This is a genomic window from Bradyrhizobium sp. B039 (assembly GCF_038965675.1).
Lineage (GTDB): Bacteria > Pseudomonadota > Alphaproteobacteria > Rhizobiales > Xanthobacteraceae > Bradyrhizobium > Bradyrhizobium diazoefficiens.
The window spans coordinates 7,352,710-7,368,604 of record NZ_CP152416.1 but is presented as its reverse complement, the minus strand read 5'-3'; the positions used below and the strand labels follow the sequence as shown (position 1 = coordinate 7,368,604).

Sequence of the window (15,895 nt, the reverse complement as noted above, 5' to 3'; positions counted from 1 at the left end):
GCTCCGCTCGTACGTTTTTGAGCAATCCCATACGATCTGTCCTTTCTTGGGGTAATGGCCGCGACATTATAGCTGGTTAGCACCGCGCTTTATCGTGCCTTACAACGCTAAGGAAGTTGGGATGCAATATGGATCTGCCTGCACCAGCATGCGTGAGGGATCTACCGTCTCGCCATCCGCAACAGTTTACTCTTACACCGATCGGTTCCTCCTCATGAACGCGGCTGGCGCACTTTCCCGCGCATCCTCAAAGCCGCAGCCCAAGGTCTCAGCGCCCAGTGACCACCCATCGTCTCGGAAGAGTTCTGGCGCAGACGCGCCTGCTTCCCTCGGCTCGGTCGGAGGAACGTCTAGCTGGTTATTGCCCGTTACGACCGTATCTGAGAGAGGCGGCTCAATTTATCGAAGATGAGGTCATCCACCTCTACAAGCACCACAGTGGCCGCCTCGCGTCTTATGGCGGTCCGCAAATGGCGTGCAGTGTTAAGCGTGAATTGCGGTTCCTCGATCAATAAGACTGACTTGTTGACCACAACGTCGGACCCGGTAGTGCTCTTGTCGGGAGGTGCCTCCTCGCTCGCCTCGCCGGCGGTGGGCCGCCACGTCCGATAACCATGATAGCGCCGAAAATCATGGTAATAGCCGGGGTCGTAGCGATAGCCATATCCCCTGAACGCGCTCACATGTTTCTGTGGTGCTTTGTGGATATGCGGCTTCGCCGGCTGCGAAGCAGGACCCTGGTGGGCGCAACCGGCCGCAAGCGCGCAGAAGAGGACAACGAGTATCGCCTGAACCTGCCGGAAAGCGGGGCCGAGCCGATGCAGCCCGTTGGAAGCGCAGGCCGGTAAGGAAAGCATGACCATCGATCGGCACCTGCGTCGCAAGGATCTGGGAAACGTTGACAGTGGCGCCGAGCCATCCGCGGTATCTGTCGACGGCAGGTCCGCTCGTGAGCTTGTAGGTGAAGCGAGCCTGCGCGCCGGTATCGTTGACCGCACAAGCGATATTGCTGGCGCCGTTTCCGGTCTCGACGTGCCACGTGCACCCTGCAATGCGATAGCCGGGCTCTGCAGGGAACGTCTCGGCATAGTCTGCAGTATGCTCTGCAAAGACGACGGGGTGGTCGTCCTTGGTTTTATCCACCGTATAGGAGCGCTCGATCTGCTTCGGTTCGTCAAGCTGTGATACCGGCACGTTCACGATAAGGCGGCGGTCTTCGGGCAGTATCGTGTGGATCGCTCCGGCAAGAATTTCGGGGATCTTCACCCCAGCGTTGGCTTGGGTCTGCACATGCGTGGAGTTCAGCTTGCTCCAGTTCTCAAAGAAGATCGTCGTGTCAACCCATTTCGTCCAGCAGACAGAGGGTTGTGGTAGGGCTGCGATCATGCTGTAGAGCGGGCTTGCGGTGATCACGGTCGCTGGAATGATGAAGTTGACACCGGAAACCTGCGCCTCGTTCCACTTGACGATGCCGCCACGCCGAACTCGTTGAATGCAGGTCCGCCGCTGTTGCCGACATTCATGATTGTGTCGGTCTGCCGTCGGCCGTTCGGGCTCGTCTGGCTGCTGATCAGACCGCTCGAAATGCTCAGATCCAGATCGAGAGGATAACCTAGCAAATAGATCGGGGCCTGCTGGTTGTCGTTGATCACAGGCATCGGGCAACGAGAGGCGCCACGGCTATTGCCGGCGGACTGCGACAGCTCCAAAGAGCCAGGTCCCTGGCATCGTCGCGATGAACCGCAGTGACCTTGATGGGATTCGCATTGCGCGACCCGAGGCGGGCATTGACGTCGAAGCTCTTGTAGTTCTCCTCGCGTCCGATCACATGGCTGTTGGTCAGCACGAGGCTGTCGCCGATGAGCAGCCCGGAGCCGCCGCCGACTTCCTGCTTGTCGTTGTACATCACGCCAACGTACTGGACGTGAACCGTCCTGACATTGTAGCGCGCAGCAATCTGCACCGCCGCGCGATCGGCCAGCGCGGGCGCGCCCATGGATAGTAAGAGACCGAGTGTCGGGAGGGATAGAATTTCCTGACGGCGGCGATATCGAGTGGGCTGAGTTGTCCTTTCCGTTCCATGCTGGATTACAATAGTTCATTATTGAATCGAGATCGTATTGGGTGACCTTATAATCGCCGACCGAGCCGGAAGCTTTTTCGTTACGGCACGCCTCCGGCGCATCGTCGCGGTTCTGTTCATGCGTAAAACCGAGGGCATGTCCGAATTCGTGGACAGCGACAACGCGAATGCAGAACTCGCGCCGATCTCGGAGCCTTTGCTCCAATGATTGAAGCTGAAATTGAGAGTCATGCCTGACGGCTTGCGGTCGAGATACTCCACCCTCCTGTATACTGGCACCAAAACCAACCTTTGGACCCCCAGTATGGGTTGCTGGCAGTGCGTGGACGCGGGCAGACCGGGATCAGACGCACAGCCGACAAGCTTCAGGCGGAATTGGTTGAGGCGGAGATCCCCCAAGCGCTTCCGTCAATGCTGGCCAGATCCTGGCTCAGGGATCAGCGGCGCGCCGCCAACGGAAATTGGCCCTTCTGGCTTAGAGGGCTGGACCGCTCTTTTCGCCAGCTTCGAAGCTGATTGGGCTGCAGGCGGAGAAGAGACTGGCGGCGCAGACGCAGCAGCGAGTGAACTCTGCAAGGATTCGATCTTCGCGGTCAACGCTTCGATTTGGTCCGTCATCCGCTTCAAATCGGCTTGCTGCGCACCGATATTGCGATTGAGTTCTGCGATTACATCGCTCGCCCGTTGTTGCTCGGATCGAACCTCCAGCAGAGCTTCCCTAACCTCAGGTGACAAGCCATGCATCGGCGCGGGCCCAAGCACTTGCGACCTCGCCAAAATTGTCTCCATGTTAGTCCAAACACAGGCTGCCGCGGCACACAAACCAAAGAAGACCAAGAGGACGAGAATCCAAGACGAGCGCCGGGAGGATTTGTGCAAAATGCGCGGTAACTCCGAGGCGTTCGCCTCAGCAACCACATCCATCATTCTCAGCTGCCATTCCCAAATTTTGACGCCTCTCGTTCACGCAATAATGGGCATCAGTCAAGAGCTGCGGGCGAGGTACGATACTGAGCGCAAGCTCGCCGGAAGTCCCGCTATCGCTGTCGGCAATCGCCTTTCGCGTTTTTAGATCGGACTTTCGACCGAGCAGCTTACCGACCGATCATGGCTCGGGTCCGGCTGCTTAGGCCGACAGGCTAGCGGATGCAGGGCCGTGAAGCTGAAGCGGCGTCGAGATCCAGCATGAACTCGCCCATATGCGCCGCAATCCTTTGCTAAACGGGGGATAAGAGCAGGCAACGTCACCTCAGATTGTACCAGGCTCGACATCCGAATTACGATTTTGGCGAACACCTTTGGGGCATCCATTCGCGTTCGTATGGACGCGGCGACACTAGATCGAACACTCGTCCTCGAAACCTGTCTCTTTGAGAGGCGCAAACTCCGTTTTGCCAAGCTTTGGGCTGTCCATGATCAGGCCGGTTCGACGCTTGACAGCCCGACAGCCTTGCAGGAACGAGCGAGGAATAGAATCAAAGGGCCTCCCCAGCTCGACAAGGACGGTCTACATTTGCGTCCCAATCTGCCGGATCCGCATCAGCATTTGTTTTGAGGTTCTTGTTTTAAAGTGGAGCGCGGGGTCCGGCAGGTGCCGCTAAGATTTGCGGCTTTGGTGCTACCGCGTTTGGTTGGAGAAAGTGAGTTTTCAGGTCTCGATACTTAGGATTCTCGCCGGCCAACCGGAGGGCCGGGCGAGCCTTGCCGTCCTCAAGGATTACCTGGCGGTGTTCTACACCAGCGGTCCGGAGTGGACGGATCGTACGAAGCGATTGGCGGCGCAGACGCCGGATCTCAATATTTTCGGACAAGGGCTGGTTACGCGGGAACCCGGACAATGGATCATAACGGACAAAGGGCGGGCCTTTCTTGCTCTTCTGGAACAGAAGAGCGTACCTGACTCTCAGGAGCGAACGCTCGAAGGCATGGTTGAGAAACCCCTTGCAAGTAGGCTTCCCGCGCTTGCGCCGGGCCGACAAGACCACAGTGCCAGTCGCCGGCACCTCCGCCGGAAGCCGCTGAGGGCGCGCGATGGGCGTTCCAGCTAGCCCCTCCCTAAGCTCACGCCCGGCGACGATGTTGCTCCATATCGTGCCGGAGCAACATTGCATACCCCGCGCACCGGCTTGATGCCCTTCGCAAACCATACTTAGATCGCTGTTGTTTGAGATGGAGACATTGTAGTGGCAACCGGTATTGTGAAGTGGTTCAGCGCGACAAAGGGTTATGGATTTATCAAGCCCGATGATGGCGAAGCCGACGTATTCGTGCACATCAGGTCAGTCGAGAAGGCCGGATACACCTCCCTTGCTGAGGGGGCCCGGATCAGCTTCGAGCGCAAGACCGGCAGCTCCGGCAAAGTGTCCGCAGACAATCTGCGTATAGGATAGCCTTCTTTCGCGACGAGGGGAGACATGGTTCTCTAAGGACCAAGCCACCACGATTCGAGACGGATGGTAATCGACGCAAGCAATTGAGATATCGTCACTAAATCAACGTAGAAATATTTCTGTGCTAGCATTTGTGCTAAATCAGCGACTTAGACCTGCCTGAATGTGATAGATGTCACACTTTGAGGCAGCATTCTTGACGAGGCCCCAGCCGGGACGGATGGTCTGCTATCGCCTCGCTACCGAGCTCATCTGCCGGAGCTATACCCTCTCCCATACCCTCAAAGGCAAATCCTAGCCCCGGAGAGCCTGCACTGCTTGCCATAGCTCGGTAACGGCCGGATCGTCTAAACCCACATCGTGCAGGCCTTCAAAATTCCTCCTCACATAATCCAGTGCACTGCCACTAGTGCCTCGGGCCTTGAGGATCATCTCTGCCTTCTTGGCAGTGCTTATCGTCGAACCGAGCGGGTTTACTCCCTCATAGATGTATACCTTGGCGTCTACCGAGCGCCCGTCGGCCAACAGCACCTGCAGATCTGTCGGATCACACGCTTCTCTTTTTCGCAGAGCACGTAAGAGGACCGGTATTTTGTCATTGTCCGGAAACTCAAAAGCGGCTCCCTCACAGCTGGCCCCATCAAACGGCTCCAGATTCAGCGTGATGCCAGGGTTCTCTTTGGTCCCCCAGTTAACCACTGACTTCTTATTGAAGGTTCGACGATAGCCACGAAGCGTTGCGCGCTGAGACCCCGCGCAGCCGAACTCGGACTGCCATCCATCAAAGGTGAGAGACCCGAAGCCAAAGACCCAGACCACGATCACGCCTCCATCTGGGCCAAGGTTTGCTCGAACAGCATACTCACCAGTCTAGTCCCGATAGGGCGTGCAAAGGTCGGAGGCTAGCTGATCAGACACGCCTGTAACCCGCTTCTGGATAAACTCCGGAGTGAAATCCTGAAACCTATCGCTATTCGCTCGCAGCTTAATGATCGCCTCAGGGTCAATCTTCAGAAGTTCCTCCACATAGCCCAACACCTTCACATAAGAAGGGGCGTTCACGTGCCTTGGCCCAACCAGGTTTGCAAACAGGGTGGCAATTCCCTCCTCAATGTTAAGGGCGGCGCCACCCCCGTTCGGGGTAAGGAGGTGCACTATTTCCTGAGACAGTTCGAAACGCGCTTGCTCTTCATTCGACTGACAAGTGTCGCTCAGATGAATCACCACGCATCTGCTTTCCTGCGAGTACTGCGGAAACCAAACACCAGGGCGAGGGCCTCCCACCTCAATTCCAAGGATCGTCCAGCTCCGATCACGCGTGCCGAATTGCCTCTCTGCCTGATTCAACCAATCCCCCAGTAAAGTTGTGAGGGTGTATGTCCAGCGCTTAGACTCCTCCTGCCAAGTCCTAACGAATCCAACCGTCGGCGACGTAAGCATCTATTCAGCCTCCCTTTTAGGGAACCCTACGCTAAAGCTCCGCAGCGGCCAACAGAGATACCCCTCAATCTGCGCACGCACTTGGGACGAAAGGCCGGACTTTACCCACTCGCTCAAACCGAAGCCCCACTCGTAACTCCCGATGCCTTCCTCTTCGCTTTCGCCCTTAGGATGGGAACAGGCGACACGATGGTTAGAGCTGGCCCCGCAAATTCGGACAGTAGCTTGAGTGGGTTTTCTGCCTGACAGCGGCGAGGATTCTTGCTGCGAATCAGGAGCGAAGATGACGAAGAAGAGCCGCCGGACGCATTCTCCGGCATTCAAGGCGAAGGTTGCTTTGGCTGCGGTCAAAGGAGACAAGACACTGGCGGAGCTGGCGCAACTGTTTGATGTTCATCCGAACCAGATCACGATCTGGAAAAACCAGCTCCTGGAAGGCGCCGCCGGCGTGTTTGGGCATGACAAGACATCGGCCGAGACGCCGGTCGATTTGAAGGCGTTACATGCCAAGATCGGCGAGCTGGCGTTGGAAAACGATTTTTTGTCCGGCGCGCTCACCAAGGCGGGCCTGCTGAGCGCAAAGCGATGATCGACCGCGGTCATGATCTTTCTATCGTGCGCCAGGCGAAGGTCCTGAAGCTGGCTCGCAGCACGGTCTACTATGAACCTCGGCCAGTTTCGGCCGAGGACCTTGCCTTGATGCGTCGGCTCGATGAGCTGCATCTCGATTATCCCTTCGCGGGAGCGCGTATGCTGCGATCGTTGCTGCGGCGGGAGGGGGTATACGCCGGTCGCCGCCACATCGCGACGCTGATGAAGCGCATGGGGATCGAGGCGGTCTATCGTCGCCCGAACACGAGCAAGCCGGCTCCGGGTCACAAGATCTACCCGTACCTGTTGCGCGGATTGAAGATCGAGCGGCCCGACCATGCGTGGGCAATGGACATCACCTACATTCCGATGCGGCGTGGCTTCGTCTATCTCGCGGCGGTCGTCGATGTGTTCAGCCGACGGGTCCTGGCCCATCGCGTCTCGATCACAATGGAGGCGGCCTTCTGCGTCGAAGCGGTCCAGGAGGCGTTGGCGAAGCACGGCAGGCCCGCGATTTTCAACACGGACCAGGGCAGCCAGTTCACCAGCCTCGAGTTCACCGATGTGCTGCTGGACGCGAAGATCGCCATCAGCATGGACGGCAAGGGCGCCTGGCGCGACAACGTGTTTGTCGAGCGGCTCTGGCGCACGGTCAAATACGAAGAAGTTTATCTCCGCGCCTACGACAGCGTGTCCGAGGCGCGAGCGTCAATTGCCAAGTAATCTGGCCTTCTACAATCAGGGACGCCCTCACTCGAGCCTTGACGGGCGCACGCCCGACGAGGCTTACTTCGGCACGCAAGCTATGGTGATGGCCGCATGACCGTCGCCGACGATTTTGTCGTCGCTCTGGTCGGGCTACGCCCTCCCGACGCAACGACAAAATCGTAAAGCCCCGCGTTCAGCATAACCCGGCAGGAATCCACTTAAATCCAGCGGGGCGCTGTCCAAACAACCGGGGCCAGCTCTGTAGCACAGAGAGGTGAATCGTCATGTATGATCGAATCGGTGGCTCATCTACACGCACTAGCCAAACTGACGAACCGAGCCAGTCGGTGGATAGCGGCAGCTTTACAGAAACACTTGCAGATCTCGCGCCCCAGTGGAGCTCACGATCGGGGGAGTTGCCTGACAAGATGGGGGCCTGCTGCAGCAAGCCACATACCTTGGATGCAAACGTTCAAACCTCTAGCGCCTCCGAACCCAGTACATCCTCTCCAGAGAGTCCGGCCACCTCCTTGTTCGAATACAGAACGGCCGACCTGCGTGATGCGAATGTGGACGGCATCTGCGTCGGGCTGACTGCGGAGTGGTTCCGCAATCTTAGCAACAGCCCATCAACCCGAATGAGTGCGCTTACACCCGGATCGCAAACGCACGCCTCAGCGGCTGAACGGCAGCAGCAATATCAAGGTCTTAAGGATCAGTTACGAAGCAGGGGAGCAGGATCTTCTCAGGCCGACCTTCAGGCACAAAATACCATTTTGGAGGAAGCAGGCTTGGAACCGGCTGGAGAAGAGAAGAGATTCGCATTCGGCAAGTCTTCGAACGTCAAGTCCATGGTGAACGAAATCAATGAAGACGGATCGAACCATTTACTCAGCTTGTATTTCGCTGAAGGCGGCGCCCACACAGTGGCGACGTCGGCCTCGAATGGAACGACCACGCTTTTCGACCCTAACTATGGAGAATTTACTGTTCGATCAGATCCTGACCAGATGGCTTCATTGTTACAAAGCCTCGCCAATCGTTACAGGAATCCCAACGGGCAGCATTTGTCGACAATCACGACGCAAAGGATGCAGTGAGTTGGGCCTTCAGGCCGCGGTGATTGACGCCTTCTGTGAAGGCGCGGATGCGTCGGCCGGCGCTTGCGTTCGGTCGCGGCGGGGGCAAATCTGCAGCGGATAGGCGGCTGCGTGCCGGCTTGCGATTGTGCCGGCATCGAAAGCGGGGGGGCGGCACCCCGCTATCCATGACGGTCGGCACAAATTGCAATTCTGTTTCGCAATGGCCGCCTGCGGTTTGCTCAACTGACGTCGCCAAGAAACAATTGCTGCGGCGACAATCCATGCCGTCCGCTATCGAACCACGCGCTTGATCCAGACCGACTGTGCGCAGAATATGACTTTCCACGACATCAACTTTGAAGCACGCAAAGCCGGCGCATCGATATTGGTCCAGCTGTGACTCTTACAAGCAGCTTCATCCTGAAAAGCCAAAGTCTTGATTGACAAGGCACCTTATCTTCGAACGGTGAAAGCGTCGGAGTTTTCCAAATTGCCAGGGTGCTCCCTGCAGGACCTGAGGGGCGCGACTCCAGCGATTGCGCCGCTGCGGGCGGCGCCACAGAATGCACCCCGGCGCTGGTCGCTAATCTAGGGTCCAGACTCAATTGAGCCAATATGCGACGAGAGCGGCGAGATGAACAGCGGCCAAAAAATTACGGGCGAGCTTGTCATATCGCGTGGCGATGCGCCGGAAGTCCTTGAGCCTGCAAAAGCAGCGTTCGATGACATTTCGTCCTTTGTAGGCGCGTTTGTTGAAGCGATGGATGACGACACGGTTAGATTTATTGGGGATTACGGGCTTGGCGCCACGACGAATGATTTCGCCGCGAAGCTTGTCGCCATCATACCCTTTGTCGGCGAGGAGCACGCTCATGGGTGGCGCGAGCGCCAGGACATCGGGAGCCGCAGCGACATCGGCATCCTGGCCTGGAGTCAGATGCAGGACGACCGGCCGGCAGAGCGGATCGCTCAGCGCATGGATTTTTGTCGTGCGGCCTCCGCGCGAGCGGCCGATTGCTTGATTGTGCTCCCCCCTTTTCCGCCGGAGGCACACCGGTGAGCTTTAATCGAGGTCGAGTCGAGCGACAGTACGACGCCGTCTTCGCCAGGCTTGGCCAGCGCTTCGAAGATTGCGCACCATCGTCCTCGCTTGGCCCAGCGATTGAAGCGATTGTAGATCGTCGTGTAAGGGCCGTATTCACGTGGACAATCACGCCATCGTGCACCCGATTGCAGCATGTGAATGATGCCGCTGACGATGCGTCGGTCGTCGTCCCGATCCGGCCCCGTCAGTCCCCTCGGCAGATGCGGTTCGATACGCGCCCATTGCCTGTCGTTCAGCCAAAACAAACCAGCGCGCATTCTCTCGCCCCCGAATCAACACGTAGGCAAGAGAATCACGTGGCGCTATTTAGGTACAGACCCTAATGCGCCCTACGCTAAAGGCCAGAACCGAGAGGCATCTCCGTAGCTACTTTTGGAAGCGTTTGGTTCAAGAATTGCGTCGCTCCCATGCGAGCCTTATCGTGCCGAACGGATGCTCGACTGTCTCGCGATGCTGGCGCATCGCCTCTGTGTTTGCATCAAGGCGCTGCTGCACGGCCTTGAGCAGACGCTCATGCTTGCGTGCTTCCAGAGTGCCGATCTTGTCCTTCAACTTCGCTGCCGGCACCCCCTCAAGGATAGCTTGAATCGCCTTATCTAGCTCGCGCTCAGTCCACTCCCGGCATCGTGACGCTGCGACCGCGCCCCGTCCCCGAGCTTCCGCATCTAGGTAACCAGAGCCACGAAGGCGGCGAGGTCTTGCCCTCCGGACAGGCTGACGCGATCGCGTTCGATGACCCCGGCGGCATCGGAGTGGTTTCCGGCGAACCACACCTGCTGCAGCCAATCCAGATGCTTGAAATTTCGCGCAAGGGCTGCCCCGCACATTCAGCGCGAGAGCAGGCCTTTGTCGGGCACTTGCTGCGCCCGTTGTCGGCATTGAGACTGAATGCCAGAAACCTGACACTACGCGCAGCTATGTAGTGCCTGCTGAGCCTGCGAATTCACTTCGGCACGCGATTTGCTCTGTTCACGGTGTGGGACTGGTCCGGAGGCTATATTGGCGGACACATCGGGGGCACGGTCGAACCTCCTTCACCAATCCGTACGGTCAGTCGATCTATGGCGATGCCGACAGGTTCGATGTCACCCGGCGGCGCAACCCGCACCTGTCGTTCGGCCAGGGGCCGCATTTCTGCCTGGGCGCAGCGCTGGCGCGTCTAGAATTGGGCTGCGCCTTCCCCGCGCTGTTCGTGCGGCTGGAGCATCTGGCGCTGACCATCGCCGCGGAGGACGTCGTCTACATGCCGTCTTACGTCATTCGCTGCCCGCAGCGCCTGCCGGTCACCTTCCGCCCTTCCATCGCTTAGAGAGTGAAGTGCCACCATGTCCGAACAACAACCCTTGCCGACGCTGCCGATGTGGCGCGTCGATCACATCGAGCCCCCGCCCGAGATGTTGGCGCTACGCGCCAGCGGTCCGATCCACCGCGTGCGCTTCCCCTCCGGGCACGAAGGCTGGTGGGTGACAGGCTATGACGAGGCCAAGGCGGTGCTGTCCGACGCGGCGTTCCGGCCCGCGGGAATGCCGCCGGCGGCATTCACCCCGGATTCGGTGATTCTCGGTTCGCCGGGGTGGCTGGTCTCGCACGAGGGGCGCGAGCATGCCCGGCTACGCGCGATCGTGGCGCCGGCCTTCAGTAACCGCAGGGTGAAGCTGCTCGTGCCGCAGGTCGAAGCGATCGCCGCGCACTTGTTCGAGACGCTGGCGGCCCAGCCCCAGCCCGCCGACCTGCGGCGCCACCTCTCCTTTCCGCTTCCGGCCATGGTCATCAGCGCGCTGATGGGCGTGCTCTACGAGGATCACGCCTTTTTCGCCGGGCTGTCCGATGAGGTGATGACGCACCAGCATGAAAGCGGCCCGCGCAGCGCGTCCCGCCTGGCCTGGGAAGAACTGCGCGCCTACATTCGCGGCAAGATGCGCGACAAGCGCCAGGATCCGGACGACAACCTGCTGACGGATCTGCTCGCTGCGGTCGACCAGGGCAAGGCGAGCGAGGAAGAGGCGGTTGGCCTGGCGGCGGGCATGCTGGTGGCGGGGCACGAGAGCACCGTCGCACAGATCGAATTCGGCCTGCTAGCCATGTTCCGCCATCCGCAACAGCGCGAACGCCTGGTCGGCGATCCGTCCCTGGTCGACAAGGCGGTAGAGGAAATCCTGCGCATGTACCCGCCGGGCGCGGGCTGGGATGGCATCATGCGCTATCCGAGGACCGACGTGACCATCGCGGGCGAGCATATTCCCGCGGAGAGCAAGGTGCTGGTCGGCCTGCCGGCAACGTCGTTCGATCCGCACCATTTCGACGACCCGGAAATCTTCGATATCGAACGCCAGGAAAAGCCGCACCTGGCTTTTTCCTACGGGCCGCACGCGTGCATCGGCGTGGCGCTGGCCAGGCTGGAGCTCAAGGTGGTGTTCGGTTCGATCTTCCAGCGCCTTCCCGCGCTGCGCCTGGCCGTGGCGCCGGAACAACTGAAGTTGCGCAAGGAGATCATCACGGGCGGGTTCGAGCAGTTCCCGGTGCTCTGGTGATGTCGCGGACGCCACGGGCGATCTCGATCTTCTCCGGAATCTGCCGCGCGCCGGTCAGATCAGCCCGCCAACAGGTAACCAGGATGGACGTGCAAGAAACCACGGCAGCATGCCGGGACGCCTTCGCCGAACTGGCGTCGCCAGCGTGCATCCACGACCCGTATCCGTTCATGCGATGGTTGCGCGAGCACGATCCGGTGCATCGCGCGGCGTCGGGCCTCTTTTTGTTGAGCCGCCACGCCGACATCTACTGGGCGCTCAAGGCCACGGGCGATGCGTTTCGGGGTCCGGCGCCCGGCGAACTGGCGCGCTATTTCTCGCGTGCGGCGACCAGCCCGTCGCTCAATCTGTTGGCGTCCACGCTAGCGATGAAGGACCCACCGACGCATACGCGTCTGCGCCGGCTGATCTCGCGCGATTTCACCATGGGCCAGATCGACAACCTGCGGCCGAGCATCGCGCGCATCGTCGCAGCGCGCCTGGACGGCATAACGCCCGCGCTGGAGCGCGGGGAGCCGGTGGACCTGCATCGGGAATTCGCGCTGGCCTTGCCCATGCTGGTTTTCGCCGAACTGTTCGGCATGCCCCAAGACGACATGTTCGAGCTCGCTGCCGGCATCGGCGCCATTCTGGAAGGCCTGGGCCCACACGCCAGCGATCCCCAGCTCGCCGCGGCGGACGTGGCCAGCGCCAGGGTGCGGGCCTACTTCGGCGACCTCATACAGCGCAAGCGCACCGATCCCCGCCGCGACATCGTGTCGATGCTGGTCGGCGCACATGACGACGATGCCGACACACTGTCGGATGCGGAGTTGATCAGCATGCTGTGGGGCATGCTGCTGGGCGGTTTCGTCACCACTGCTGCGAGCATCGACCATGCGGTCCTGGCGATGCTGGCGTATCCCGAACAGCGGCACTGGCTGCAGGGAGACGCCGTGGGGGTGAAGGCATTCGTCGAAGAAGTCCTGCGCTGCGACGCGCCCGTTATGTTCAGCTCCATCCCGCGTATCGCCCAGCGCGACATCGAACTGGGCGGCGTGGTGATTCCGAAGAACGCGGACGTGCGCGTGCTGATCGCGTCCGGCAATCGCGACCCGGACGCCTTCGCCGATCCCGATCGCTTCGATCCCGCGCGGTTCTACGGCACCAGTCCAGGCATGTCGACCGACGGGAAGATCATGCTGAGCTTCGGCCACGGCATTCACTTCTGCCTCGGTGCGCAACTGGCCCGGGTGCAGTTGGCCGAGAGCCTGCCGCGGATCCAGGCCCGCTTCCCCACGCTGGCATTTGCCGGGCAGCCGACCCGGGAGCCCTCGGCGTTCCTTCGGACGTTCCGCGCGCTGCCGGTGCGGCTGCATGCGCAGGGGAGCTGAGATGCGCGTCATGGTCGACCAGGATCTGTGCGGAACCAGCGGGCAGTGCGTGCTGACGCTGCCGGGCACCTTTCGCCAGCGCGAACCGGACGGCGTGGCCGAAGTGTGCGTGGCGACGGTCCCGCATGCGCTGCACGCCGCCGTGCGGCTCGCGGCCAGCCAGTGCCCGGTCGCCGCCATTCGGGTCATCGAAAGCGACGCTGGCGATGGCGAGCCCGCCAGCGCCGACCCTGCGCCTTCTCCAGCGGAGGCCGAGCGGCATGCCGCGAAAGACCAGCACAATCTAGGATGACACGATGGGACGGTTTGAAGGCAAAGTGGCCGTGGTGACCGGCGCCGGCGCCGGCATCGGCAAGGCATGCGCCCTCGCCATCGCGCGCGAGGGCGGCAGAGTGGTGGTGGCCGACATTGATGGCTCGGCGGCTATCGCCTGCACCGCGCAGATCGCGGCCGAAGCGGGCCACGCGCTCGCCCTGGCGATCGACATCGCCGATGCGCAGGCGGTGGCAGCGCTGTTCGAGACGGCGGAGCGGCACTTCGGCGGGGTCGACCTGCTGGTGAACAACGCGAGCGCGATGCATCTGACCCCGCGCGACCGCGCGATCCTCGAGCTGGAGCTAGCGGTCTGGGATCAGACCATGGCGACCAATCTGCGTGGCACGTTGCTCTGCTGCCGGCAGGCCATCCCCCGGATGATCGCCCGCGGCGGTGGCGCGATCGTCAACATGTCGTCGTGCCAGGGGCTCAGTGGTGATACCGCACTGACATCCTACGCCGCGTCGAAGGCGGCGATGAACATGCTGTCGTCCTCACTTGCCACCCAGTACGGTCATGCGCAGATCCGCTGCAATGCGGTTGCGCCGGGTCTCATCATGACCGAGCGACTCCTCGCCAAGCTGGACGCGTGCATGCAAACCCATCTGCGCCGTCACCAGCTCCTGCCGCGCATCGGCCGCCCCGAGGACGTGGCCGCGCTGGTGGCGTTCCTGCTCTCCGACGATGCTGCGTTCATCACTGGCCAGGTCGTGTGCATCGACGGCGGCATGCTGGCGCATGTGCCGACATACGCCGACGGTGGCAACAGCCGCGCCGCGCGGCCTGCCGGCGAGACCGCAGAAGCGGACGCGGCGCCGCGCTGCTGATGGACATGCTGCTCAACCCGCTGAACCGTCGGCATCGGCTGCGGCACGACATCCCGGTCGTGCCCGGCGCTTTTCCCTTGGTCGGGCATCTTCCCGCCGTCGTCTGCGACCTGCCGCGCCTGCTGCGGCGTGCGGAACGGACGCTGGGCAGCCACTTCTGGCTAGATTTCGGCCCTGCCGGACACCTGATGACCAGTCTGGATCCGGATGCTCTCGCACTGCTCCGGCACAAGGACGTGTCCTCGGCGCTGATCGAAGACATCGCGCCCGAATTGTTTGGCGGAACGTTGGTCGCCCAGGACGGCATCGCGCACCGGCAGGCGCGCGATGCGATCCAGGCGGCGCTTCTGCCCAAGGGGCTGACCCTGGCCGGCATCGGCGAGCTGTTCGCGCCCGTCATCCGGGCGCGCGTGCAGAGGTGGCGGGAACGGGGCGACGTCACCATCCTGCGCGAAACCGGCGATCTAATGCTCAAGCTCATCTTCAGTCTCATGGGAATCCCCGCGCAGGACCTGCCGGGATGGCATCGCAAGTACCGGCAACTGCTGCAGTTGATCGTCGCGCCCCCGGTCGACCTGCCCGGACTGCCCTTGCGGCGGGGCCGCGCCGCCCGCGACTGGATCGATGCGCGGTTGCGCGAGTTCGTCCGCGCCGCGCGCGAACATGCCTCGCGCACCGGGTTGATCAACGACATGGTGAGCGCCTTCGATCGCAGCGACGATGCGCTTTCCGATGACGTCCTGGTCGCCAATATTCGCTTGCTGCTGCTTGGTGGTCACGACACCACCGCCTCGACGATGGCCTGGATGGTGATCGAGCTAGCGCGGCAGCCTGGGCTGTGGGACGCCCTGGTCGAGGAGGCGCAACGCGTAGGCGCGGTGCCGACTCGGCACGCGGACCTGGCGCAGTGTCCGGTCGCCGAGGCGCTGTTCCGCGAGACGCTGCGCGTGCATCCGGCGACGCCGCTCCTAGTGCGTCGCGCACTGCGTGAATTGCGACTCGGCCAACAGCGCATTCCTACGGGCACCGATCTGTGCATCCCGCTGCTGCATTTCTCGACCTCGGCGCTGCTGCACGAGGCGCCTGATCAGTTTCGGCTGGCGCGGTGGCTTCAACGCACCGAGCCGATCCGGCCGGTGGACATGCTGCAGTTCGGTACCGGCCCACACTTCTGCATGGGCTACCACCTGGTATGGCTGGAACTGGTGCAGTTCTGTATCGCCTTGGCGCTGACCATGCACGAGGCCGGGGTGCGGCCGCGGTTGCTGAGCGGCGTCGAAAAAGGCCGGCGCTATTACCCGACCGCACATCCGTCCATGACTATCCGCATCGGATTCTCATGAGCTGGCATCGCATGCCCCGTGTGGTGAGGCAGCGGCGCCGGCGACGCGCGGCATTGCTGCACTCGGCGCGCGCGCTCGGTGCGAGGCCGGCAACACCGCGGCGGCTC

At 61.2% G+C, this 15,895-nt stretch carries 14 protein-coding genes and 2 pseudogenes; 9 read left to right on the top strand and 7 right to left on the bottom strand.

The window, feature by feature from the left end; genetic code table 11:
• Nucleotides 1-630: 630 nt before the first annotated feature.
• The 3 genes from AAFG50_RS35075 to AAFG50_RS35065 form a co-directional block, all read right to left on the bottom strand.
• A complete protein-coding gene (locus AAFG50_RS35075) occupies nucleotides 631-1,665 on the bottom strand; it encodes a hypothetical protein (protein ID WP_232585982.1) in 1,035 nt (344 codons plus the stop codon).
• Nucleotides 1,649-1,996, bottom strand: a complete 348-nt coding sequence (locus AAFG50_RS35070; RefSeq protein WP_231166576.1) for a trypsin-like peptidase domain-containing protein — start codon at nucleotides 1,994-1,996, stop codon at nucleotides 1,649-1,651. The genes AAFG50_RS35075 and AAFG50_RS35070 overlap by 17 nt, the downstream gene beginning before the upstream one ends.
• 495 nt (nucleotides 1,997-2,491) lie before the next feature.
• Entirely contained in the window at nucleotides 2,492-3,010 is a 519-nt protein-coding gene (locus AAFG50_RS35065; protein ID WP_011084916.1) for a hypothetical protein, read from the bottom strand.
• 1,256 nt (nucleotides 3,011-4,266) lie between these two features.
• Here AAFG50_RS35065 and AAFG50_RS35060 point away from each other — a divergent pair.
• Nucleotides 4,267-4,473 (top strand): cold-shock protein, encoded by a 207-nt coding sequence (locus AAFG50_RS35060; RefSeq protein WP_011084914.1) that lies wholly within the window; start codon nucleotides 4,267-4,269, stop codon nucleotides 4,471-4,473.
• Nucleotides 4,474-4,767: 294 nt separating this feature from the next.
• Here AAFG50_RS35060 and AAFG50_RS35055 read toward each other — a convergent pair whose 3' ends face one another.
• Together AAFG50_RS35055 and AAFG50_RS35050 are read right to left on the bottom strand one after the other, a co-directional pair.
• On the bottom strand, nucleotides 4,768-5,298 hold the full coding sequence (locus tag AAFG50_RS35055) for a gamma-glutamylcyclotransferase (RefSeq protein WP_018648300.1): 531 nt from the start codon (nucleotides 5,296-5,298) through the stop codon (nucleotides 4,768-4,770).
• A gap of 45 nt (nucleotides 5,299-5,343) precedes the next feature.
• A complete protein-coding gene (locus tag AAFG50_RS35050) occupies nucleotides 5,344-5,700 on the bottom strand; it encodes a hypothetical protein (RefSeq protein ID WP_223153695.1) in 357 nt (118 codons plus the stop codon).
• 496 nt (nucleotides 5,701-6,196) lie between these two features.
• Between AAFG50_RS35050 and AAFG50_RS35045 the strand changes: the two are divergent.
• Together AAFG50_RS35045 and AAFG50_RS35040 are read left to right on the top strand one after the other, a co-directional pair.
• A pseudogene (locus tag AAFG50_RS35045) lies at nucleotides 6,197-7,327 on the top strand (IS3-like element ISRj2 family transposase).
• Nucleotides 7,328-7,496: 169 nt separating this feature from the next.
• Nucleotides 7,497-8,312, top strand: coding sequence for a YopT-type cysteine protease domain-containing protein (locus AAFG50_RS35040; protein WP_028153672.1), 816 nt, complete (start codon nucleotides 7,497-7,499; stop codon nucleotides 8,310-8,312).
• Between the two features lie 583 nt (nucleotides 8,313-8,895).
• Here AAFG50_RS35040 and AAFG50_RS35035 read toward each other — a convergent pair.
• Both AAFG50_RS35035 and AAFG50_RS35030 read right to left on the bottom strand, forming a co-directional pair.
• Nucleotides 8,896-9,656 (bottom strand): IS5 family transposase gene (locus AAFG50_RS35035; RefSeq protein ID WP_231088440.1). Its coding sequence is split into 2 segments (ribosomal slippage): nucleotides 8,896-9,317 and nucleotides 9,317-9,656, totalling 762 coding nucleotides; the frame shifts between segments, so codons are not numbered across the junction.
• Nucleotides 9,657-9,748: 92 nt separating this feature from the next.
• A pseudogene (locus AAFG50_RS35030) lies at nucleotides 9,749-9,915 on the bottom strand (IS5/IS1182 family transposase); the annotation flags it as partial.
• A 460-nt stretch (nucleotides 9,916-10,375) separates the two neighbouring features.
• Here AAFG50_RS35030 and AAFG50_RS35025 point away from each other — a divergent pair.
• The 6 genes from AAFG50_RS35025 to AAFG50_RS35000 all read left to right on the top strand — a co-directional run bounded on the left by AAFG50_RS35025 (nucleotide 10,376) and on the right by AAFG50_RS35000 (nucleotide 15,788).
• Nucleotides 10,376-10,708, top strand: coding sequence for a cytochrome P450 (locus AAFG50_RS35025; RefSeq protein WP_269466507.1), 333 nt, complete (start codon nucleotides 10,376-10,378; stop codon nucleotides 10,706-10,708).
• Nucleotides 10,709-10,724: 16 nt separating this feature from the next.
• Nucleotides 10,725-11,930, top strand: a complete 1,206-nt coding sequence (locus AAFG50_RS35020) for a cytochrome P450 (RefSeq protein WP_028176033.1) — start codon at nucleotides 10,725-10,727, stop codon at nucleotides 11,928-11,930.
• A gap of 83 nt (nucleotides 11,931-12,013) precedes the next feature.
• Nucleotides 12,014-13,303 carry a cytochrome P450 gene (locus AAFG50_RS35015; protein ID WP_018647444.1) on the top strand — a complete coding sequence of 430 codons (1,290 nt, stop codon included), beginning with the start codon at nucleotides 12,014-12,016 and terminating at the stop codon, nucleotides 13,301-13,303.
• A gap of 1 nt (nucleotide 13,304) precedes the next feature.
• Nucleotides 13,305-13,595, top strand: coding sequence for a ferredoxin (locus tag AAFG50_RS35010; RefSeq protein ID WP_018647445.1), 291 nt, complete (start codon nucleotides 13,305-13,307; stop codon nucleotides 13,593-13,595).
• Between the two features lie 4 nt (nucleotides 13,596-13,599).
• The gene (locus AAFG50_RS35005) at nucleotides 13,600-14,445 is read left to right on the top strand and encodes an SDR family oxidoreductase (RefSeq protein ID WP_018647446.1); all 846 of its coding nucleotides are present in this window, start codon (nucleotides 13,600-13,602) and stop codon (nucleotides 14,443-14,445) included.
• A complete protein-coding gene (locus AAFG50_RS35000) occupies nucleotides 14,445-15,788 on the top strand; it encodes a cytochrome P450 (protein WP_018647447.1) in 1,344 nt (447 codons plus the stop codon). The genes AAFG50_RS35005 and AAFG50_RS35000 overlap by 1 nt, the downstream gene beginning before the upstream one ends.
• The last annotated feature ends 107 nt before the right edge of the window (nucleotides 15,789-15,895 follow it).